Raw genomic sequence first — 20,205 nt, 5'->3', positions numbered from 1 at the left:
CTTTGCCGACGGCAACTTCTTTGACGAGGCCGCGTCCTGGCGAACGGGTGAAGTCGCCGACGGGGGGAATCTTGCCGGCCGATTCGGACGATACCAGTAGGGATGCCGGCGCTTCGGTCAAGACGGCCGGACCCGGCAGTGCGGCGAGCGGAAGCGGCGTAGCGAGGGCGGAGAGACTATGGAACGAAGCATCAACGTGCTGGCCCTCATGAAGGACGGAGAGCGCTTCATCTTCCTGTACGACGAACAGAGCACGCCGCAACTGCTTCAGACCCTTGGACGTTACGCCGCCGATCCGGAAATGAGCTTCAGCTGGTATGATGCGGCCGTCCTCAGCCAGAAGGTTCGTCGGCTGAAGGAATCGCAGGAGCGTACGACTCCCGACGTCCGGCGGTCCGCCTGATCCGATCTGGCTGGCCCCTTCGACGGGATTCCCGATGCCCGGTCCGATCGACGGACGGCATCACGCCAGGGAGACGGCCCGTGCAGAGTGAAATCAACGCGTTCCTTCGTTATCTGAAGAACGAACGCAACTCGTCCGAGATGACGACGAAGTCCTACCACGAGGACTTCCAGAGTTTTCTCGACTATCTGACGGACCGCGTCGGCGCGGTCCCCCCGGCGACGGAGATCGATATCCCGGTCCTCCGCGGGTACGTGCAGTACCTTCACGAGTGCCAGTACGCCCGGACGACGATCGCCCGCCGCCTGGCCTGCCTGCGGAGCTTCTTCCGGTTCACGACCCGCGAGGGGATGACCGCCACCAATCCGGCCAAGGCGCTCCGGACCCCCCGCGTCGGCCGCAAACTGCCGCACTTCCTGACGAACGAGCAGATCGTCCAGCTCCTGGAGGCCCCCCCGGCGAACTCGATCGCCGGGATGCGGGACCGGGCGATGCTGGAGACTCTCTACTCGGCCGGCCTCCGCGTCGCCGAACTTGTCGGCCTCGACGTCCGGAGCTGGGACCGCAGCGCGAACATCCTGCGAGTCTTCGGTAAGGGGAAGAAGGAGCGGATCGCCCCCATCGGCAAGTACGCCGCCAAGGCGCTCTCCCGCTGGGTCGAAGTCCGCGTCCCGTCCCCCAAGGCGAAGGCCAAGGACGCCGACGCGATGTTCCTCAACAAGTTCGGTACGCGGCTCACGACCCGCAGCGTCGGGCGGATGCTGGAGCTGTACCTTCAGCAGACGGGGCTCGACCAGATCACGTCGCCCCACACGCTTCGGCATACGTTCGCGACGCACATGCTCGACGGCGGCGCGGACCTCCGCAGCGTGCAGGAGCTCCTGGGGCACAAGAGCCTGACGACGACCCAGATCTACACCCACGTCAGCACGCGGCGGATGCGCGAGACCTACGAGCACGCCCACCCGCACGCGGCGGGCAACATCGAGTCGTAACCCCCGGATGCTTGGCCGCGACGAAGATCCTCGCACCCGCTCAGGAGCGAGGCGCCGCGGACTCGAGCTCCCGCTTCACGAGTGGTCCCAGGTCCCGCATCGCCTGCCCCCGCGTCAGGACCGCTTTGGCTCCCGCCTGCTGAGCGGCGTCGAGCAGGCCGACCTTCACATGCGGTCCGAAGGCGATCAGCGGGCGGCCGGAGCCGGCGAGGGCCGCAATCGCCTCGATCGCTCCCGCAGTCTCCAGGTCGAAAACCGCCGCCCCACAGTCCGCTTCGAGCGACGCGGGCGGAGCAAAGGCGGTCTGGACGTCGACTCCCGCCTGGCGGATCGCCGATGCGAACTGGGACGAGGAAAAGAGGTCGCTGCTGACGAACAGACACTTCATGGTGCGATCAACGCGTGAGGTGCGGCGAGCCGGGGACTACGGGCTCGGAGGAAGAGGAGGAGGGGAGGGGGCAAAGTAGCCTGAGAGCTGCGGAACCTGGCTCGCGGCGGTCCAGCCGCTGAGGGTCGGCGACCAGACGAGCGTTTGCGGCGAGACCTGTCCTGCCTGGACCGCCTGGATCAGCTGCTCGGTCCCGTACGGTCCCTGGCTCTGGCCGTTGACCGCCACGTGCCACACGGTCTGCGGCGGGGGAGGAGGAGCCATCGGAGCCCCGCCGCTCGCCTGTCCCATGCGGTTGGCCATCGCCATGCCGACGCCGAGTCCCAACCCTTCGGCCGCTCCGCCGCCGGCCGGGTTCTGGGCCGCTTCGAGGATCGCCTTCCCCATCTGGAACTGCTGGTACTTCGCGACGTCGCCAACGACCCCCATGCTGGTTCGAGTATCGAGGGCCCTCTCGACTTCCTCGGGGAAGGAGACGTTCACAATGTTGAGCAGCGGGATGTCGAGTCCGTACTCGTCGTCCACCCGTTCCAGCGCCGCTTTCCGGAGCTGTTCACCGAGTTCGCGATAGTTGGCCGAGAGGTCGAGGGCGCTGATCTTCGACTTGGCGACGAGGTCGGCGAAGGCGGAGCTGATGATCGACCGCATCAGCTCGTTGATCTCATCGACCTGGAAGGAGCTGTCGGTGCCGATCAGTTCCTTGAGGAGGATCTTGGGGTCCTGGGCCTTGAGCGTGTAGGTCCCGAAGGCTCGCAGGCGGATCGGACCGAAGTCCGCGTCCCGCAGCATGATCGGATTCGGCGTTCCCCACTTGAGGTCGGTGATCTGCCGCGTGGTGACGAAATACACCTCGGCCCGGAAGGGGCTGTTGAAGCCGTATTTCCAGCCCTGGAGGGTGCCGAGGATCGGGAGGTTGTCAGTCTTGAGTTCGAAGTGGCCGGGCTCGAAGGTGTCGGCGATTTCTCCGCGGTGGACGAAGACGGCCATCTGTCCGGGGCGGACGATGAGCTGGGCTCCGTTCTTGATCTCGTTCTGGTATCGGGGGAACCGCCAGGCGAGCGTGTGCCGGGAGTCATCGACCCATTCGATGATGTCGATCAGTTCGCCGCGAAGTTTGTCGAGCAGACCCATGGGGCACCTGAGAGGGCACGAGAGTGGAGGTGGGGGGGATTCTATCTGTCGGGGTGGGTTCGCACCAATCTGTGTGGGGAGAGGCTGGAGGCTGAAGGTGAAAGGTAGAGGGGCGGACGATGCGACCGCCTTCCTGACCGGGTCCAGGGGGACCCTGGTGGGGGGATGCAAGGGGGGCCACGCCCCTCTTGCCCGCCGGAGGCCCTCTCGTCGAGAGATGTCTGAAGGAGAGCGTGTCCAAGCGCGGACGACGTGTCGTATGCCCCCACATCAACCCGCGGGGATTGCAAAGCGAGCGTGGAGTCCTCAACGCTGGTACCACAAAGGGGACTTCCGTTGTGTACCACGGTTCCTCACAGGAGTGCCTCCGGCGGCAAGGGGGTGCCCCCTTGACCCCGGCTGCCGTCGCACGTTGGGTTTGAGCTATGGGAACCGTGCCGGCAAGGACGCGGTTGACGCCCGATTGTTCCTTCTCCCCTCGATCCATAGAATCGACAGGTCGCTCCGGCGTTTCGGATCGGATCCCGACACCGGCGAGCGAGGCTCCTGCGGAACGGCAATGACGGAAGGAAAACAAGCGCCCGACGGCTCACTGGAAATCCACCTGCTCGGACTCGTGGATTTCGACGCCGCCCTTGCGCTTCAGGAACGACTCGTCTTCGACCTCTCCGGCCGAACCGACCACACCGGCGCCCTCCTGATCTGCGAACACCCGCCGATCGTTACCCTCGGGGCCGACGCGAGCTCCGCCGACCTCCTCCGCGAGCCCGCCGAACTCGCCCGCGACGGCATCGACACCCGCTGGCTCGGACGCGGCGGCGGCGCCTGCTGCCACGCCCCCGGCCAACTCGCCCTCTACTGCCTCCTCCCCGTCGACCGGCTGGGGATCACCCTCTCGACCTTCCGCAACAACCTGGAAGAGGCCTGCATCGCCGCCTGCCGCGACGTCCACGTCCCGGCCCGGCAACTGGCCTCGACCCCCGGCGTCTGGGGACGGGCCGGGCAACTTGCCGTGACCGGAATCGCCTACAAGAACGGCGTCACGTTCCACGGCCTGTTCCTGAACGTCGCCACCGATCCCTCGTTCCTGTCCGTCTGCCGGTCCAGTCCCGCGGACGATCCCTCGACCTCCATGCAGGCCCAGCTTCTCCAGCGGATTCCAATGAACCGCGTCCGGGAAGCCCTCCTGCGGCACGTCCAGAACCTGTTCGGCTACACCGAATCTCACATCTACACCGGACACCCGCTCCTGCGGCGGACGTCCAGAAAAGTCTGCCTGCATGTTTGAGCTGCCGATCCTCTCGAATTCCTCCGCCGCCAGCCCGCTCCTCCCGGTCCTCGATCCCACGGAATCGATGCCGACGGAGAAGCGCCGCCGCCTCCCGCCGTGGCTCAAGCGTCCCCTGCCGTCGGCGGAAATGACGTTCACGAGCAGCGTCATCGACGACCTGCGGCTCGAGACCGTCTGCGAAAGCGCCAAGTGCCCCAACCGCAACGAGTGCTGGTCGCAGAAAACGGCCACGTTCATGATCCTGGGGAACGTCTGCACCCGCCCGTGCGGCTTCTGCTCCGTCCCCCGCGGCAAGACCGAGCAGGTCGAACACGATGAGCCCGAGCGGGTTGCCGAAGCGGCCCTGCGGCTGGGACTCAAGTACGTCGTCATCACCTGCGTCACCCGCGACGACCTGCCGGACGGCGGGGCGGACCACTTCTACAAGTGCGTCCTCGCGGTGCGTGAGAAGACGGGGGCCCAGGTCGAAGTCCTGACGTCGGACTTCCTCGGGAACCGGGCCGCCATCTCGCGGGTCGTGGAAGCCCGGCCGGACGTGTTTAACCACAACACGGAAACGGTCCCTCGCCTCTACAACCGGGTCCGCCGCAACGCGGAGTACCAGCGGACGCTCGACCTCTTGAAGCAGGTCAAGGACGAGGCGCCCGACATGGCGACCAAGAGTGGCCTGATGCTCGGCCTCGGCGAGACGATGGACGAAGTCCTGGAAGTCGCCGCCGACCTCCGCGGCGTCGGCTGCGACATGCTGACCCTGGGCCAGTACCTCCAGCCGACCCCGAACAACCTCCCCGTGGAACGCTACGTTCCGCCGGAGGAGTTCGACTTGATCGGCGAGCAGTGCCGCAAGCTCGGCTTCACCATGGTCGCCAGCGGCCCCTTCGTCCGGTCGAGCTACCACGCCGGGGAGATGGCGGTCGCCGAAGGGCATGTACGGATGTAAACGACGCCCCGTCGTTCCCCGCGGCCGTTGTGCCGGTTGTAGCGGTTGCGCGGAAGCGAGCGCGGCGATGAGGAGAGACGACGCCTCCTCGTCCAAAAATGTGACGCGTTGTAATGCGGCATCGTCCGGCGCACCTACGTTTGCGGCATCATCCGCCGCCGTCTGGAGCCGAATATGTCGCGTGATCCGTGGAGCCGTCCGACCCTGGAAGATTTGCGTGCCATCCTGGAGTCGATCGGGAAGTCCCCCGTCCAGCATGGACGGGAAGCCGAGCGTCTCGAACTCTCGGTCCCCGCCGAAATCCAGACCAGCCGCGGCAACACGATCGCCTCCATGACCCGTGAAATCAGCCGCACGGGGATCGGCCTCGTGCATCGCGGCAGCGTCTCGCCCGGCCAGGTGAAGGTCCGGATGGCGAGCGAGACCCGCGAATTCGAATACGACGTTCAGATCGAGTGGTGCCAGCCGTGTGAAAACGGCATGTTCATCAGCGGCGGCCGCTTCCTGGGCCAGCGGACGACGAACAAAGTCTGATTGACGACTGCCGACGCGGCAAAAACGAAGACGCGGCAGTGCCGGAGGAGAAATCGGCACCGCCGCGCCTCACGCGGGAAAGGGTTTTCGCAGGCCGCTGTCGGCCCGATCCTTCGGGATCCGCTACTTCTGTGACAGCGACGTCGGGCTCACGCTGCTCTTGGCCGCTGCGGCCAGTTTCTTGTCGGCCGCCTCCTTGGACTTGGCTTTGGCGGCCGCCAGCTTCGACGCGATCGCCCGTGACCGGGCCGACTTCCGGGCTTCCGTCGCTTCAGCCGTCTTCGCGTTCTGCTCCGCGACGGTCTTCTGATATTCGGCCATCTGGGCCTGCTGGATCTGCGCCTGCCGGGCCTGCTGCATCGCCATGAGTTGCTGGTTGAGCATCGCCTGCTGAGCCACCATCTGGGCCTGCAACGCCCCGGCCTGCCCCATGCCGGCTCCGGCCCCGGTCGCGCCCGCCATCGTTCCACCACCGCCGCCCGCCATTCCCTGGCACTGCTGGGCGTGGACGCTGGGGGCCGCGACTCCTAGGGCGACCACGGCTGCCAGGCCAAAGATCAGGGATCGACCGCGGCGAATGTGTCTGTTCATGACGGGACTCCATCAAAACGAGGGGATTGCCCCGGCGGCGCGGAGCATCCGGCCGTCGATCGGGCGTAGGTGAAACAGCGATGCGGCGGATGACTCTCGATGCGGCGATTGTTAACCGCCGGGCATCGCCTGCGAGGCTGGGGAGCGTTCCACCGTCGCGTTGTTCTCTGCCTGCACTTCAGAACTACGCAAAGCCGCGGCGAAGTTTTGCGGATGTTTTCAAAGCGGCCGGATCCCGCTGACTCGAACCGCGTCCTTGCCGGCACGGCTCTGATAGCTCAAACCCAATGTGCCACGGCCGCTGGGGTCAAGGGGGCCTCGCCCCCTTGCCGCCGGAGGCATTTTCGTTGTGGAACCGTGGGACACAACGGGCGTCCCCTTTGTGGTCACGGCGTTGAGGACTCCCTCACACCTCACCGCAGGCTTTGTAATCCCCGCGGGTTGGTGAGGGGGCATACGACACGTTGTCCGCGCTTGGACACGTACTCCTTCAGACATCTCTCGACGAGACGGCCTCCGGCGGGCAAAGGGGCGTTGCCCCTCTGCACTCCCCACCAGGGGGGGCCCCCTGGACCCCGGTGGGCAAGCGATGTCGCCGCACACTTGGGAACGCGCAAGCCCCGCTCCCCGCGGAATCGGCTTCTCCACGAGTGACCGCGCTGCTATACGTCCGTCGTAGCTGAAAACGGAGTCTCAGGGCCTTTGGCCCGAAGGAGTTCAGGAGCATGCACGGAGCGCCGCGGATGGAGAGAGCAACCGCTCATTCGAGGACGCATCTCGTCACGCGTCGCCACGGGATCGCCTCCGCGACGGCCGCGATCCTGACGGTCTTCGCGGGCACCTTCGCCGCGGCGGAGCCGGTCAAACTCGAGCAGCCCTACACCGACAAGCGGCCCTTCTCCGCCCAGATCAAGGTCCAGTCAAGCGGCCATCTCTTCACGAGCCGCTCCGGCGGACAGAGCGAGCGGCACACCATGACCGCCGCCGCGACCTACGAGTTCATCGAGCGGCGGCTCCCCCCCGGTGGACGGGATGCCCAGGCGCTACGGGCCGTCCGGGACTTCCAGGCCGCCCGGATGGAGATGCTCGTCAGCGACAAGCGGACCACCTCCGAACTCCTGCCGATGGAACGGATCATCATCTCCTCCGGCCAGCTCGAAGGAGTCAGCGCCTACTCCCCCACGACGCTCCTCTCCCGCGACAGCCTCGACCTCCTGGAACTTCCCGCCGATCCCCTGATCCTGACCGCCCTCCTCCCCGCCGAGCCGGTGGAAGTGGGGGCGGAGTGGACGCCTCCTGAGTGGGTCTCACAGATGTTCGCCGCTGTCGAAGCGGTCGAAAAAGTCGAGGCCTCGTGCAAGCTGGAGAACGTCGATGCCGGGGTCGCCCGGATCAGCGTCCGCAACCACGTCCGCGGCCAGCGTCTCGGCGCGAACACCGACGTCAAGATCGTCGGCACGTTCGACTTCGATACGAAAGAGAACGCCGTGAGCGGTGCGGCTCTCCTGTACGAAACCAAGTCGACGATCGGAACGATCACCCCCGGGATCGACGGCAAGCTCGACGTGACGCTCGTGCGTCGTGTCGCGGAAGCACCGGGCCGCCTGGCCGACACCGTCCTGGAGCAGATCCCGGTCCAGGCTCCGGCCGTCGCCGAACAGCTCGTCTTCCACGCCGCCCCCTGGAACGCCCGGCTGCGGCATGACCGGAACTGGCACGTCTTCCAGGCGGTTCTCGAAGGCTCGCAGCAGGTCGTCATCCTGCGGCGGATCGACCGGGGGAGCCTCGTCTGCCAGTGCAACGTCACCAACCTTCCCGCCGCTCCCGCCGGCCAGCACGCCCCGCAGGAGCAGTTCGATAAGGACATCGAGCGCTCGCTTGGAGCCCGCTTCAAGCAGTTCGGCAGAAAGCAGGTCGTCCCGACCGAGAACGGCCGGTTCATCTACCGCGTCGAAGCGGAGGGGATGGCGGAGATCACGGGAAACAAGGGGGCGGTCGAGATCCCGATGACCTGGATCTACTACCTGATCGCCGACCCGTCCGGACGGCAGATGTCGTTCGTCTTCGCCGTCGAGACCTCCCTTCTTCCGCAGATGGAGGGGAGCGACCTGGAGATGGTGAAGGGAGTCCAGTTCCTGGCGCCGCGCTGATGGACCGCTGACCGCGATCCGCTGCGACGTTCCCGACGCTCACCCTTCGACGCTCAACGCCCCATGTCCGACGCGAATTCCTCCGAAGTCTCCAACGAGCCTCTCCCGACCTCCTTTGGTCGGTGCGCCCGCCGAGTACTGGGGGTCCTGATCGAGAAGGGCTTCACGACGCCGGACCAGTATCCGCTGACGTTGAAAGCGGCGACATCGGGGTGCAACCAGAAGAACAACCGGGACCCCGTCACGAACTACCCGGAGGAGGCGATCGAGGAGGCTCTCGACGAGCTTCGCGGCATGGGGCTGGTGGCGACGGTCCACACCGACGGTGGCCGGACCGAGCGCTTCCGCCACTACGTCCGCAAGCGGATTGCGATCTCCGAAGAGCAGCTGGCGATTCTGGGGGAACTGCTTCTACGCGGACGCCAGCAGGTTGGCGAGCTTCGTGCTCGGGCGAGCCGGATGTATGCCATTGAGTCTCTCGAAGACCTCCGGCGCGAGCTCAAGGGAATGCAGGATCAGGGGTGGATCCAGACCAACGGGCCGCTGGATCGCCGCGGAGTCGAGCTGGATCACACGTTCTATGAGGAGACTGAGAACCGGCGGATGACGTATCAGGAGGAAGGGCCGGTGGAGCGGACTTCGTCTCCAGCGCCCGCTGCGGCTCCTTCTCCGGTGGCCCCTGCTCCCCGCTCTGCGGATGTCGAGTCTCTCAAGGACCGGATCGCGGATCTGGAATCGCGGTTGGCGGAAGTTGAGGATCAGCTGGCCCGTCTACGGTCTTCGCTGGGTGCATAAACCCACCGCGTCCTTGCCGGCACGGCTATGCCGGCTCGAGCCCAACGTGCCACGGCAACCGGGGTCAAGGGGGCCTCGCCCCCTTGCCGCCGGAGGCACTTCCATGAGGAACCGTGGGACACAACGGACGTCCCCTTTGTGGAACCGGCGTTGAGGACTCCCTCAAACCAAACCGCTTGCTTTGCAATCCCCGCGTCTTCAATGTGGGGGCATACGACACGGTGTCCGCGTTTGGACACGCCCACCTACAGATATCTCTCGACGGCCAGGCCTCCGGCGGGCAAGAGGCATTCTGCCCCCTGCACCCCCTGACCAGGGTGCCCCTGGACCCGGTGGACCTAAGGCGCCTCCACCAATGGCAACGGGCTGTCCCCGAACCGACAGCCGTGTACGATGAAAGGATTACCGGGTCGACACCCCAAACGTCCTCCCGGCCTCGTCCCGTCAACCAGCGAGCCTTCCGGATGTTGCAATCGGTCTGGAGCTTCGGTTTCGTCTCGTGCCTTGCCGCCTGTCTATCACTCCGCGCCGCCCGCGGAGACGACCTCTCCTACAGCCGCGACGTCCGACCGATCCTCGCCGCCAACTGCTTCGCCTGCCACGGCCCCGATGACTCCGGACGCGCCGCAGACCTCCGGCTCGACACCTTCGACGGCGCAACCGCCCCCCACGACGGCACGCCGGCAATCGTTCCCGGAAAACCCGACCAGAGCGAACTCGTCCGCCGGATCCTCACCGCCGACGCCGACGAACAGATGCCCCCGCCCGACTCCCACAAGCACCTGACCGATCGCCAGAAGGAAATCCTGAAACGCTGGGTCACCGAAGGAGCCACCTACCAGCAACACTGGGCTTTCCTGCCGCCGCGCCGCCCACCAGTCCCGACAACCCGAAGCCCGGATTCCGTCCGAAATCCGATCGACCGCTTCATCCTCGCGACGCTTGAGGCATCCCGTCTCACGCTGTCACCAGAGGCCCCCGCCGAAACGCTCGTTCGGCGACTCTATCTCGACCTCATCGGCCTTCCCCCCTCTCCGGCGGAAGTCGATGCCTACCTCGCAGACCCCCGGCCGGACCGCTACGAGCGGCTTGTCGACGCGCTGCTCGCATCGCCCCACTACGGAGAGCGCTGGGGACGCAAGTGGCTCGATCTCGCCCGTTACGCGGACACGAACGGCTACGAGAAAGACCGCCCCCGCAGTATGTGGCCGTACCGCGACTGGGTCGTCCGGTCACTCAACGCGGACATGCCGTTCTCACAGTTCACCGTCGAGCAGCTCGCCGGCGACATGCTCCCCGATCCCACCCGCGATCAGCTCATCGCGACCGGCTTCCACCGCAACACGATGCTGAATGAGGAAGGCGGAATCGACCCCCTCGAGTTCCGCTTCCACGCCATGACCGACCGGGTCGCCACGACCGGAACGACCTGGCTGGCCCTGACCCTCGGCTGCGTCCAGTGCCACACCCACAAGTACGACCCGATCCGCCACTCCGAGTATTACGGGCTGATGGCGTTCCTCAACAACGCCGACGAGCCGGAGATCGACCTCGTCGACTCCGCCGATCAGCAGAAGACAGCGGAGCGTGAGCAGAAGGCGCAGGACCTGTTGAAGACCCTTCCGTCCCAATGGCCGGTCACGGATCCGCCCAACTGGACCGCGCCGCGGCCCGTCGACGCCTTTGCCACGATCAGTACGCTCGGCACCCTCCGGGATGACCAGTCCGTCGCCCTGCCAGCGGGCACGCCCGTTCCAGACTCAGCCACGTTCGTCTACGAGTTCGAAGGCCGCGTCGATCAGATCGAGCTGCTCGCTCCCCTAGACGATGCCCTCCCTAGTCACGGTCCGGGCCGAGGGCCCAACGGACAGCTCTCGGTCGCCGAACTCTCCGTCGAGTTTGCTCCGAAGCCTCCCGCTGAGCGGTCCGGTACAGAGCCCGTCTGGCAGCCGGTCAAGATCGAGAGCGCGACGGCGGACACCTCGCCCGCGGGCTCACCGGTGGCCCACGCCTTCGACGGAAAGCCGGAAACCGCCTGGACGGTCCCGGGGGCAAAGGACGCAAAGGCCCAGACAGCAGTCTTTCGTCTGGCGGCAGCCGGAGCCGGGAAGGAATCGGGACGCTGGCGGATCCGCGTCTCGGCCGGAACGAAGCCACAAGAGATGCCGGGCCGCCTCCGCTTTCGGTTCGCCGCCGACGTGATTCGGACGCCGGAAGAACTCGCGAAGGAGCGAGCACAGCGGCTCGACCGGGCGGCTGGCGAGTGGTTGGCCGCCCGCCGGGCCTCGACGGTCGCCTGGACCACGCTCGTTCCGCGCTCGGCGAAGTCGAACCTGCCGCTGCTGACGATTCTCAATGACGGCTCCGTCCTGGCCTCCGGCGATATCACGAAGGACGACACCTACGATGTCGAATTCGCCGAGATCCCGGCCGGCGTCACCGCAATCCGACTGGAAGCCCTGCCGCACGACAGCCTCCCCGCTCACGGCCCGGGACTGGCCTACTACGAAGGCCCCAAAGGAGACTTCTACCTCGGCGAGTTTCAGCTCCTGCGGGAGGGCCAGCCGCTCAAGCTGGCGAGTGCCACCGAGAGCTACGCCAAGAATCACTTCGGCTCCCTGAAGACCTCTGCCTCGCTGACGCTCGACGGCAATCCGCAGTCCGGCTGGACCTGTGCCGGCCGCCCCGGCGAGCGGCACACGGCGGTCTACGTCCTGGAAGCGCCCACGGCGACGTCCGGCCCAGCCACGGTCCGAATGCGGTTCGGCCGACACTTCGCCGCCTCCCTGGGACGGTTCCGACTGTCGGCCACCACGCACGCCGGCGGTGCCGTCGCCCAGGACCTCACGCCGCGGCAGGAAGAACTCCTGCGAATGCCCGCCGAGCAACTCACCGCAACCGAGCAGGACGAACTCCGGAACGCCTTCCTGATGCAGGCCCCGGAACTCGCTGAGCGGACGAAAGCAATCCGCGACCTGCAGCGGCCCAGCACCGTGACGACAGCCCTCGTCTTCCGCGAGCGTCCAACGGACCAGCCGCGGCCGACGCACCGCCACGACCGGGGCGAATTCCTTCAGCCCAAGGAGACCGTCGCCGCCGGGCTTCCGGAGATCCTCCGTAGCGAGAGCGGCCCCGTCCCCGCGAACCGCCGCGAGTTCGCCGAATGGCTCGTCTCGCGGCGCAATCCGCTGACCGCCCGCGTCGTCGCCAACCGGCAGTGGGCCGCTCTGTTCGGCCAGGGTCTGGTCCGCTCGACAGGAGACTTCGGAGTCCAGGGGGACGTCCCGACCCATCCGGAGCTGCTCGACTGGCTCGCCGTCGAACTGATGGACTCCGGCTGGTCCCTCAAGTCCCTGCACCGACTCATCGTGACGAGCGCGACCTACCGCCAGTCATCCGCCGTCTCGTCGGAACTGCTCGCCCTCGACCCGCAGAACCGGCTTCTCGCCCGAGCCCCGCGGCTCCGCGTCGAGGCGGAAGCGATCCGGGACATCTCGCTCGAAATCAGCGGCTTGCTCTCCGACACGATGGACGGTCCGCCCGTCTACCCACCGCAGCCCGACGGAGTCGTGGACGTCGCCTACGGCAAGAACGACTGGAAGGTGAGCGAGGGACAGAGCCGCGTTCGCCGCGGCCTCTACACCTTCCTGAAGCGAACGGCGCCGTTCGCCATGCTGACCACGTTCGACGGCCCGACCGGCGAAAGCTGCGTCGCCCAGCGGGAGACCTCCAATACACCGCTCCAGGCCCTGACGCTCCTCAACGATCCCGCGATCAACGAGGCGGCGGGAAAGATCGGGACGCGGCTCGCCGGCGAATCTCGCTCCGACTCGGACCGGCTCCGCGACCTGTTCCGCCACTGCACAACACGCGTCCCGTCGGGACTCGAACTCAGCCGACTGACCCAGTTCGTCGGGATCGAACGGGACCGGGCCCGCCAGAACAAGGATCATTCGGAACAGGCCCGGGAAGTCGAGGTCTGGACCGCCGTCGCCCGAGCCCTCCTGAACCTGGATGAAACGGTCATGCGGAACTAGGAATCGCAGGCGATTGGAAGAGTCTCTTATCTGTGTGCATCTGTGTTCATCTGTGGCTAAAAGGACAGGAGCCACAGGTGAACACAGATCAACACAGATGGGAGGAGCCGAGGGGGCGGTTGACACGCCAATGAAGAGATCGCGCGGGAAGTGAGAGACGAAATGACGGAATGGACCCAACAGACAACGGTCGCCCGGCGATGGTTCCTGCAGCAGTGCGGCGTCGGGCTCGGCAGGATCGGGCTGGCGACGCTCCTGGCCCAGGACGGGCTCCGCTCCTCCTCCGCGTCCGCGGCTCCTACTGCCCCAGGCGCCGGACCGTTCGCACCCCGGCCGAGCCACTTCCCCGGCCCGGCGCGGGCCGTGATTCACCTGTTCATGGCCGGAGCCCCGTCGCACATCGACCTCTTCGACCGCAAGCCCGAGCTCATCAAGCACGACGGCAAGCCGCTCCCGCCATCCGTCTACGGTGACCAGCGCTACGCCTTCATTCGCCCCGACGCCGCCGTCATGGCTCCGCGGTTCCCATTTTCGAAGTACGGCGAATGCGGAATGGAACTCGGCTCCCCCCTGCCGTACCTCGGGAGCGTGGCGGACGATGTCTGCCTCCTGCGGGCGGTCTCGACGGACCAGTTCAACCACGCCCCGGCGCAGCTCCTGTTCAACACGGGGTTCGCCCAGCCCGGCCGGGCGTCGATCGGCTCGTGGGTCACCTACGGCCTCGGCTGTGAGACGCAGAACCTTCCGGCGTTCGTCGTCATGAGCACGGGGAGCGGGATCAGCGGCGGCTCGGCCAACTGGTCGAGCGGCTTCCTCCCCACCGTCTACACCGGCGTCCGGCTGCGGAACCAGGGAGACCCGATCCTCAACGTCGCGAACCCGCCCGGGATCGATGCCGGCCGCCAGCGGAACACCCTGGACCTCGTCCGCGACCTGAACCGGATCCAGCTCGACGAGATGGCCGACCCCGAGATCGCAACCCGCATCAACTCCTACGAGATGGCCTTCCGGCTGCAGACGAGCGCACCGGAGCTGATGAACCTCGCCAGCGAGAGCGAGGCGACGCTCAAGGCGTACGGCTGCGACGGAAAGGAACCGGCCTTCGCCAAGGCGTGCCTGACGGCGCGGCGGATGGTCGAACGCGGGGTGCGGTTCGTCAACATCTACCACGAAGGGTGGGACGCCCACAGCGACCTCCTCGGCAACCACACGAACAACTGCCGGAAGACCGACCAGGCGTGCGCCGCCCTCGTGGCCGACCTCAAGGAGCGGGGCCTCCTCGATTCCACCCTCGTCATCTGGGGGGGCGAGTTCGGACGGACCCCGATGGTCCAGACCGATCCCTCGCTCGGGACCAGCCTCGGTCGGGACCACCATCCGCAGGCCTTCTCGATGTGGATGGCGGGCGGCGGGGTCAAGGGGGGGCTCACCTACGGTGAGACGGATGATTTCGGTTTTCACGCCGTCGACAGAAAGGTCCACGTCCACGACCTGCAGGCGACGATCCTGCACTGCCTGGGCCTCGACCACACGCGGCTCACGTTCCCGTTGCGGGGGCTCGATTTCCGGCTGACGGGCGTCGAGCCGCACGCTCCGGTGCGGGAGATCCTGGCCTGAGAATGGCTCTCACGAGGTGGTCCCGTCGCGGCACCTGACGGACATGTAAGACAGGGAGGGCGGGGCGTTTCGCGGCCGGAAAAACCGGGGATTGGAATACAGAAATGTTGATGGGTTGATTAGATTGTTGGTTGATTCGAAACGGTCAAACCTTCCTGCCTGCGAGAGTTATGAGCGCTCAGACTTTTGCTGCCCTGCTGGCGATCGGCCTGTGCGCCGTCGCGGACGCGGCTCCCGTCATCCGCTGGGAATTCGGCCAGGAAGAGACCTCGCGGATCAAGCCGGTCGGCGGCGTCCATCGCGACGTCCCCGGACCGCGGGCCCCGGAGTTTCCGGACTTCGAGACCGGCAACCTCGCCGTCAAATTCGATGGCAAGGGATCGCGGTACGAGTTCGCCGATCCGGGAACCAAGAGCCCGTTCGACTTCGAGAACGGCGACGCGATCACGATCGAGGCCTGGGTCCGGGTCGACGACATCCGCCCGGATGAAAACGTCTACGTCATCGGCAAGGGACGGACCTGGTCCAAGGACTATCCGCGGGATAACCAGAACTGGGCCCTCCGCCTCCGCGAGCAGAAGGGGCAGCTCTGCGTCAGCTTCCTCTTCGCGACTCCCCCGGCTGCCGGCGCCGCGAAGTCCGACTCCCACTGGCACCGCTGGACGACGACCGAAGGCTTTTCGTCCTCGACCGGCTGGCACCACGTCGCCGCCACGTACAAGTTCGGCGAGCCCGAAAGCGTTCGCGGCTGGATCGACGGCAAGTCGCTGAAAGGAGCCTGGGATATGGGGGGGCCGACCAAGGCCGCTCCCGTGACCGATGACGACGCGATCTGGATCGCTTCGTCGATGGGAGGCTCCGACGGAAACAGCCTCCGCGGGTTCCTCGACGGCGTGGCCCTGCACCGCGAAGTTCTCGAAGACGACGTCCTCAAGAACCGCTTCCGCCGCACCGGCGGTCCCGTCGTGGTCCAGCCGGCTCCGGAAGTCGCTCCCGAGATGGGAGAGATTCCGCCGGGCAAGGTTCTGGTCACGATGCACGAAGGTCTGCCGGCCCACAACCGCTGGCTGAACGAGAACGAAAAGCTCCCCGAGGAAACGCTCCGCTGGCAGGGGAACGATTTCCTCCTCCCCCGCCTGCCGCGGCGGTATGACTCCTGGGGGATCCGCGACGGCTGGAAGGCCCCGGTCCTGACCCGGCTGGCTGCCGATGTGCAGCTCCCGGCGGGAAGCCACCGGATCGTCCTCCGGGCCCGCGGATTGAGCCGCCTGTGGGTCAACGGCGAGATCGTCACCCGCACGAAGCCGATCTCCGGTTCGAGCGACGGCCACCAGCCGGTCAAACCGATCCTTCCGCCACCGCTCCCGGGGCTCCGCTCCGCCGGCTACGAGATGCAGGAATCGTTCGGTGAAGTCCAGGCGAGCGCCGATGGTCGCTGCCGGATCGTCGTGGAAACGCTCGTCGGCGGTAAGAACTTCCGCGCGGAGCCGGGAGAACTGCTCGTCGCCGTTCAATCACCCGACGGCAAGAGCTTCCAGCTGCTGCAGCCGGTCGACGCGACCGTCCCGGCTGTCCCTCTGACGGATGACGCCGTCCAGCGGGCGCTCGTCCGCGTTCAGGGGTCGCTCACGGCCTTCGATGACGATACGCGGCAGAGCCTCGCCGCCACCCAGGACGCGTTCTGGAACAAGCGGCACGCGATCGCCCGCGAATGGACCGAGCACCAGCCGAAGCTGGACGTCCCGGCCGGCGGGAAGCATCCCGTCGACGCCTTCCTGAACGCCAAGATCGAGAAGGCGCTCGCCGCCACGGCACAGGCCTCTCTCGACGAAGCCCGGGCCTTCCACGGCAAGGTCCTGCCGATCCTCAGCGCGAACTGCTTCCGCTGCCACGGCGACAAGGAGACCGGCGGCCTGCGGCTCAACAGCCGCGAGGCGGCCCTCAAGGCGGGGGACTCGGAGCTGCCGGCGATCGTTCCCGGCGATCTCACCCGCAGCCACCTCATCGACCGGATCCGCAGCAAGGACGAAGGGGAGCGGATGCCCCCCACGGCCGAAGGGCTGAAGGCCGAAGAGATCGCAATCCTCGAAGACTGGGTCAAGAAGGGAGCCCCCTGGCCGGCCCCGCCGGTCACGAAGGAGGAGGTCACTGCGCCTCCCATCGTCGCGGACGCCGCTTTCCTCCGTCGCGCCTATCTCGACACGGTCGGGGTCCCGCCGACCGAGGCGGAAGCTCGGGCATTCCTCGACGACACATCGGCCGACAAGCGGACGGCGCTGGTCGACCGGCTGCTGCAGGACGACCGCTGGGCCGACCACTGGGTCAGCTACTGGCAGGAGGTCCTGGCCGAGAACCCGAACATGCTTAAGCCGAGCCTCAACAACAGCGGCCCGTTCCGCTGGTATCTCCATGAGGCCCTGCAGGACAACAAGGCGTTCGACCGGATCGTCACCGAGCTCATTCTCCTCCGGGGGAGCGAGCGGGAAGGGGGAGCCGCCGGCTTCGGTCTCGCGGCCGACAACGACGCCCCGTTCGCCGCGAAGGGGCACATCGTCGCCACGGCGTTCCTGGGGATTGAGCTCCAGTGCGCCCGCTGCCACGACTCCCCGTACCACAGCACAAAGCAGAAAGACCTGTACTCCCTCGCCGCGATGATGGAGCGGAAGACCGTCACGGTCCCCCCCACCAGCACCGTCCCGGCCGGCTTCTTCGAAAAGAAGGACCGCGAGTCGCTGATCAAGGTGACGCTCCAGCCGAAGGAGGCGATCGCTCCGACCTGGCCGTTCGCCGCGACCACCGGGTGCGCGGACGATCCGAGCCTCGATCCCCTGATGAAGAAGCCGGATGACTCGCGCGAGCGGCTCGCCACGCTCATCACCGCGCCGCAGAACGTCCGGTTCGCCAACGTGCTGGTGAACCGGGTCTGGCGGCGGCTGATTGGCGCCGGATTCGTCGAGCCCGCGCACGACTGGGAAGGCCATGCGGCCAGCCATCCGGAACTCATGACTTGGCTCTCCCGCGAGTTCGTGTCGAGCGGCTACGACCTCAAGCAACTGGCCCGGCTCATCATGACGTCGGACCTCTACCAGCGCGAGGCCCGCGGCGCGAACCGGACCGCGGAGCCGGAACTGCGGTTCTTCGCCGCCCCGGAGCAGCGGCGGCTCACGGCCGAGCAGGTGCTCGATTCGCTCTACGCCGCCTCCGGCAAGACGATCGACGTCGAGGAGATCACCTTCGATCCCGACGGACGCCGCCCGCCCAACACGATGATCTCGCTCGGCGTCCCGAAGCGGGCCTGGGAATTCGCCAGCCTCTCGAACGAACGCGACCGGCCGAGCCTCAGCCTGCCGAAGGCTCAGGCAGTGGCCGACGTCCTCGAGGCCTTCGGCTGGACCGGCTCCCGGCAGAGCCCGCGGACCGATCGCGAGACCGATCCCAACGTCCTGCAGCCGGGCGTGCTGGCGAACAGCACCGTCTCGGTCTGGATCACGCGGGCGTCGTACCAGAGCGAACTGGCGGCCCTGGCTCTCGAGGCTTCATCTCCCGAGCAACTCGTCGATTCGATCTTCCTGCGGTTCCTGACCCGCCGGCCGACCGCCGAAGAGAAGGCCCCCTTCGTGGCCGCCCTCGCCGAGGGCTTCGCGCAGCGGCGGGTTCCCGATGCCCAGGTGAAGGTGCCGCAGCCGCCGGTCGCTCTCGCGCCGGTGACGTGGTCCAACCACCTCGTCTCCGAGGCCAACAGCATTCAGATCGAGGCGGAGAAGCGGTCGCGGCAGGGGCCGCCCGTCGATCCCCGCCTCGTCCCCGCCTGGCGCGAAGTCTACGAGGACTTCGTCTGGAGCGTGATCAATACCCGCGAATTCGTCTGGCTCCCCTGAGAATCTGTTCGGAAATGTTGGTGTCAGTGCGGAATCGAATGCTCATGGCACCGCATACCCCAATCGAGCGGGCGTCGACCAACGTTCCGAACAGCAAAAGAGTACCGCGCTCATGACTGATTTTTCCCGACGGGACTTTCTCGCCGCGTCGGCCGCCACCGCGGCCCTCGGCGCCCTGGCCCAGCCGCTCACCGCCGACCAGGCCGCTTCGCCGACCCTCCTCAAGGGGAAGGCGGAGCATGTCATTTCGATCTGGCTCGGCGGCGGCATGGGGCAGATCGACACGTTCGATCCGAAGCGCCGCGGCGACCCGGTCAAGAAGGTCGCCGGCTCGTACTACGACAGCGTCGACACCGCCGTCCAGGGGGTCCAGGTCTGCGAACACCTCAGGCGGCTTGCTCCCCTGATGGACCGCGTGACGGCGGTTCGGACCGTCCACCACGAGGTGATCGACGAGCACGCCGCCGCGACGAACCGGATGCACACCGGCCGGCCGGTGAGCGGAACCGTGGTCTATCCGTCGCTCGGCTCGGCCGTCGCCCACGAGCGCGGCGCGGCTCAGGACGGCGCTCCCCCGTACGTCCTGATCGGCTACCCCAACGTCACCCGCGGCCCAGGCTTCCTCGGTTCAAAGGATGGATATCTCTACCTCACCGACACGAGCCAGGGCCCGGCCGGACTCTCCCGGCCGGACGGGATCACGCCGGATCGCCAGTCGCGGCGGGAGGCGTTCCTGACCGCCCTCCGCGACCGCCAGCCGAAGGACGCCGAGACGGTCCTTCGCGACTACGACGCTGCCATCGACCAGAGCCTCAAGCTCAGCGGTCCGGAGTTCACCCGCAGCTTCCGGCTGGAAGAGGAGCCGAGCGATCTCCGCAACCGCTACGGCGGGGAGTTCGGCCAGCGGCTGCTGCTTTCCCGCCGCCTCATCGAGCGGGGGGTGCGGTTCCTCGAAGTCTCGCACAACCTGAACTTCCTCAACGGAACCGGCTGGGACGTCCACAACGGCGGCATCCTGAAGCAGCACGAGCTGATCGCGGAGCTCGACCAGGCGATGTCGTCGCTGATCCTCGACCTCGAGGAGAAGAAGCTCCTCGACAAGACGGTCATCGTCATCACCAGCGAGTTCGGCCGGCCGCCGGAGTTCGACGGGGGCGGAGGCCGCGGGCATCAGGGGACCTGCTTCACCTGCGTCCTGGCGGGGGGCGGACTCAGGCACCGCGGCGCGTTCGGCGAGACCGACGAGCTGTCGAAGAAGATCGTCTCCGACTCCGTCTCGGTTCCGGATTTCTTCGCCACGATCCACGCGGCGCTCGGGATCGACTACACGAAGAACCTGTACGACGGCGACCGCCCGGTGCCGATCACGGACCGCGGGCAGCCGATCGCGGCCCTCTTCGGCTAGAATGATTTGGTCTGAGACGAGTCCGGTGTTCCGTTTGATGGTAGTGGCGT

Annotated in this window: 14 protein-coding genes; 11 read left to right on the top strand and 3 right to left on the bottom strand. The window is 66.9% G+C overall.

Annotated features, from left to right (window positions below):
* The first annotated feature begins 178 nt into the window (after nucleotides 1-178).
* Together VT03_RS04220 and xerC are read left to right on the top strand one after the other, a co-directional pair.
* Entirely contained in the window at nucleotides 179-403 is a 225-nt protein-coding gene (locus VT03_RS04220) for a hypothetical protein (RefSeq protein WP_075091835.1), read from the top strand.
* A gap of 80 nt (nucleotides 404-483) precedes the next feature.
* The gene (xerC, locus tag VT03_RS04215) at nucleotides 484-1,398 is read left to right on the top strand and encodes a tyrosine recombinase XerC (protein WP_075091834.1); all 915 of its coding nucleotides are present in this window, start codon (nucleotides 484-486) and stop codon (nucleotides 1,396-1,398) included.
* 40 nt (nucleotides 1,399-1,438) lie between these two features.
* Here the strand turns inward: xerC and VT03_RS04210 are convergent, their stop codons facing one another.
* Entirely contained in the window at nucleotides 1,439-1,786 is a 348-nt protein-coding gene (locus VT03_RS04210; RefSeq protein ID WP_075091833.1) for a hypothetical protein, read from the bottom strand.
* 36 nt (nucleotides 1,787-1,822) lie between these two features.
* Complete coding sequence (locus tag VT03_RS04205; protein ID WP_075091832.1) at nucleotides 1,823-2,917, bottom strand: SPFH domain-containing protein; 1,095 nt, start codon at nucleotides 2,915-2,917, stop codon at nucleotides 1,823-1,825.
* Between the two features lie 559 nt (nucleotides 2,918-3,476).
* On the opposite strand from VT03_RS04205, the gene VT03_RS04200 reads away from it, so the two are divergent.
* The 3 genes from VT03_RS04200 (at nucleotide 3,477) to VT03_RS04190 (ending at nucleotide 5,682) form a co-directional block, all read left to right on the top strand.
* The gene (locus VT03_RS04200; protein ID WP_075091831.1) at nucleotides 3,477-4,205 is read left to right on the top strand and encodes a lipoyl(octanoyl) transferase LipB; all 729 of its coding nucleotides are present in this window, start codon (nucleotides 3,477-3,479) and stop codon (nucleotides 4,203-4,205) included.
* Nucleotides 4,206-4,272: 67 nt separating this feature from the next.
* Nucleotides 4,273-5,148, top strand: a complete 876-nt coding sequence (lipA, locus tag VT03_RS04195) for a lipoyl synthase (RefSeq protein ID WP_075096918.1) — start codon at nucleotides 4,273-4,275, stop codon at nucleotides 5,146-5,148.
* Between the two features lie 174 nt (nucleotides 5,149-5,322).
* Nucleotides 5,323-5,682 (top strand): PilZ domain-containing protein, encoded by a 360-nt coding sequence (locus VT03_RS04190; RefSeq protein ID WP_075091830.1) that lies wholly within the window; start codon nucleotides 5,323-5,325, stop codon nucleotides 5,680-5,682.
* A 123-nt stretch (nucleotides 5,683-5,805) separates the two neighbouring features.
* Here the strand turns inward: VT03_RS04190 and VT03_RS04185 are convergent, their stop codons facing one another.
* The gene (locus tag VT03_RS04185) at nucleotides 5,806-6,273 is read right to left on the bottom strand and encodes a hypothetical protein (protein WP_156514279.1); all 468 of its coding nucleotides are present in this window, start codon (nucleotides 6,271-6,273) and stop codon (nucleotides 5,806-5,808) included.
* A gap of 743 nt (nucleotides 6,274-7,016) precedes the next feature.
* On the opposite strand from VT03_RS04185, the gene VT03_RS04180 reads away from it, so the two are divergent.
* From VT03_RS04180 to VT03_RS04155, 6 genes are all read left to right on the top strand, one after another.
* Complete coding sequence (locus tag VT03_RS04180; RefSeq protein WP_156514278.1) at nucleotides 7,017-8,423, top strand: hypothetical protein; 1,407 nt, start codon at nucleotides 7,017-7,019, stop codon at nucleotides 8,421-8,423.
* A 63-nt stretch (nucleotides 8,424-8,486) separates the two neighbouring features.
* Nucleotides 8,487-9,218 carry a YceH family protein gene (locus VT03_RS04175; RefSeq protein ID WP_075091827.1) on the top strand — a complete coding sequence of 244 codons (732 nt, stop codon included), beginning with the start codon at nucleotides 8,487-8,489 and terminating at the stop codon, nucleotides 9,216-9,218.
* A gap of 464 nt (nucleotides 9,219-9,682) precedes the next feature.
* Complete coding sequence (locus VT03_RS04170) at nucleotides 9,683-13,255, top strand: PSD1 and planctomycete cytochrome C domain-containing protein (protein ID WP_075091826.1); 3,573 nt, start codon at nucleotides 9,683-9,685, stop codon at nucleotides 13,253-13,255.
* A 162-nt stretch (nucleotides 13,256-13,417) separates the two neighbouring features.
* Nucleotides 13,418-14,872 carry a DUF1501 domain-containing protein gene (locus tag VT03_RS04165; protein WP_075091825.1) on the top strand — a complete coding sequence of 485 codons (1,455 nt, stop codon included), beginning with the start codon at nucleotides 13,418-13,420 and terminating at the stop codon, nucleotides 14,870-14,872.
* A 170-nt stretch (nucleotides 14,873-15,042) separates the two neighbouring features.
* Nucleotides 15,043-18,750, top strand: a complete 3,708-nt coding sequence (locus VT03_RS04160) for a DUF1553 domain-containing protein (protein WP_075091824.1) — start codon at nucleotides 15,043-15,045, stop codon at nucleotides 18,748-18,750.
* Nucleotides 18,751-18,862: 112 nt separating this feature from the next.
* Complete coding sequence (locus VT03_RS04155) at nucleotides 18,863-20,155, top strand: DUF1501 domain-containing protein (RefSeq protein ID WP_075091823.1); 1,293 nt, start codon at nucleotides 18,863-18,865, stop codon at nucleotides 20,153-20,155.
* Nucleotides 20,156-20,205 lie beyond the last annotated feature (50 nt).

Origin of the sequence: Planctomyces sp. SH-PL14, from assembly GCF_001610835.1 — a bacterium.
Lineage (GTDB): Bacteria > Planctomycetota > Planctomycetia > Planctomycetales > Planctomycetaceae > Planctomyces_A.
Note: the sequence above shows the minus strand (reverse complement) of the source record. Positions and strands in the feature narration are given on the sequence as shown.

Coding starts and splice junctions, on each gene's coding strand:
- VT03_RS04220 (WP_075091835.1), top strand. CDS start 179: ATGGAACGAAGCATCAACGTGCTGGCCCTCATGAAGGACGGAGAGCGC.
- VT03_RS04210 (WP_075091833.1), bottom strand. CDS start 1,786: ATGAAGTGTCTGTTCGTCAGCAGCGACCTCTTTTCCTCGTCCCAGTTC.
- VT03_RS04205 (WP_075091832.1), bottom strand. CDS start 2,917: ATGGGTCTGCTCGACAAACTTCGCGGCGAACTGATCGACATCATCGAA.
- VT03_RS04200 (WP_075091831.1), top strand. CDS start 3,477: ATGACGGAAGGAAAACAAGCGCCCGACGGCTCACTGGAAATCCACCTG.
- lipA (WP_075096918.1), top strand. CDS start 4,273: ATGCCGACGGAGAAGCGCCGCCGCCTCCCGCCGTGGCTCAAGCGTCCC.
- VT03_RS04190 (WP_075091830.1), top strand. CDS start 5,323: ATGTCGCGTGATCCGTGGAGCCGTCCGACCCTGGAAGATTTGCGTGCC.
- VT03_RS04185 (WP_156514279.1), bottom strand. CDS start 6,273: ATGAACAGACACATTCGCCGCGGTCGATCCCTGATCTTTGGCCTGGCA.
- VT03_RS04180 (WP_156514278.1), top strand. CDS start 7,017: ATGGAGAGAGCAACCGCTCATTCGAGGACGCATCTCGTCACGCGTCGC.
- VT03_RS04175 (WP_075091827.1), top strand. CDS start 8,487: ATGTCCGACGCGAATTCCTCCGAAGTCTCCAACGAGCCTCTCCCGACC.
- VT03_RS04170 (WP_075091826.1), top strand. CDS start 9,683: ATGTTGCAATCGGTCTGGAGCTTCGGTTTCGTCTCGTGCCTTGCCGCC.
- VT03_RS04165 (WP_075091825.1), top strand. CDS start 13,418: ATGACGGAATGGACCCAACAGACAACGGTCGCCCGGCGATGGTTCCTG.
- VT03_RS04160 (WP_075091824.1), top strand. CDS start 15,043: ATGAGCGCTCAGACTTTTGCTGCCCTGCTGGCGATCGGCCTGTGCGCC.
- VT03_RS04155 (WP_075091823.1), top strand. CDS start 18,863: ATGACTGATTTTTCCCGACGGGACTTTCTCGCCGCGTCGGCCGCCACC.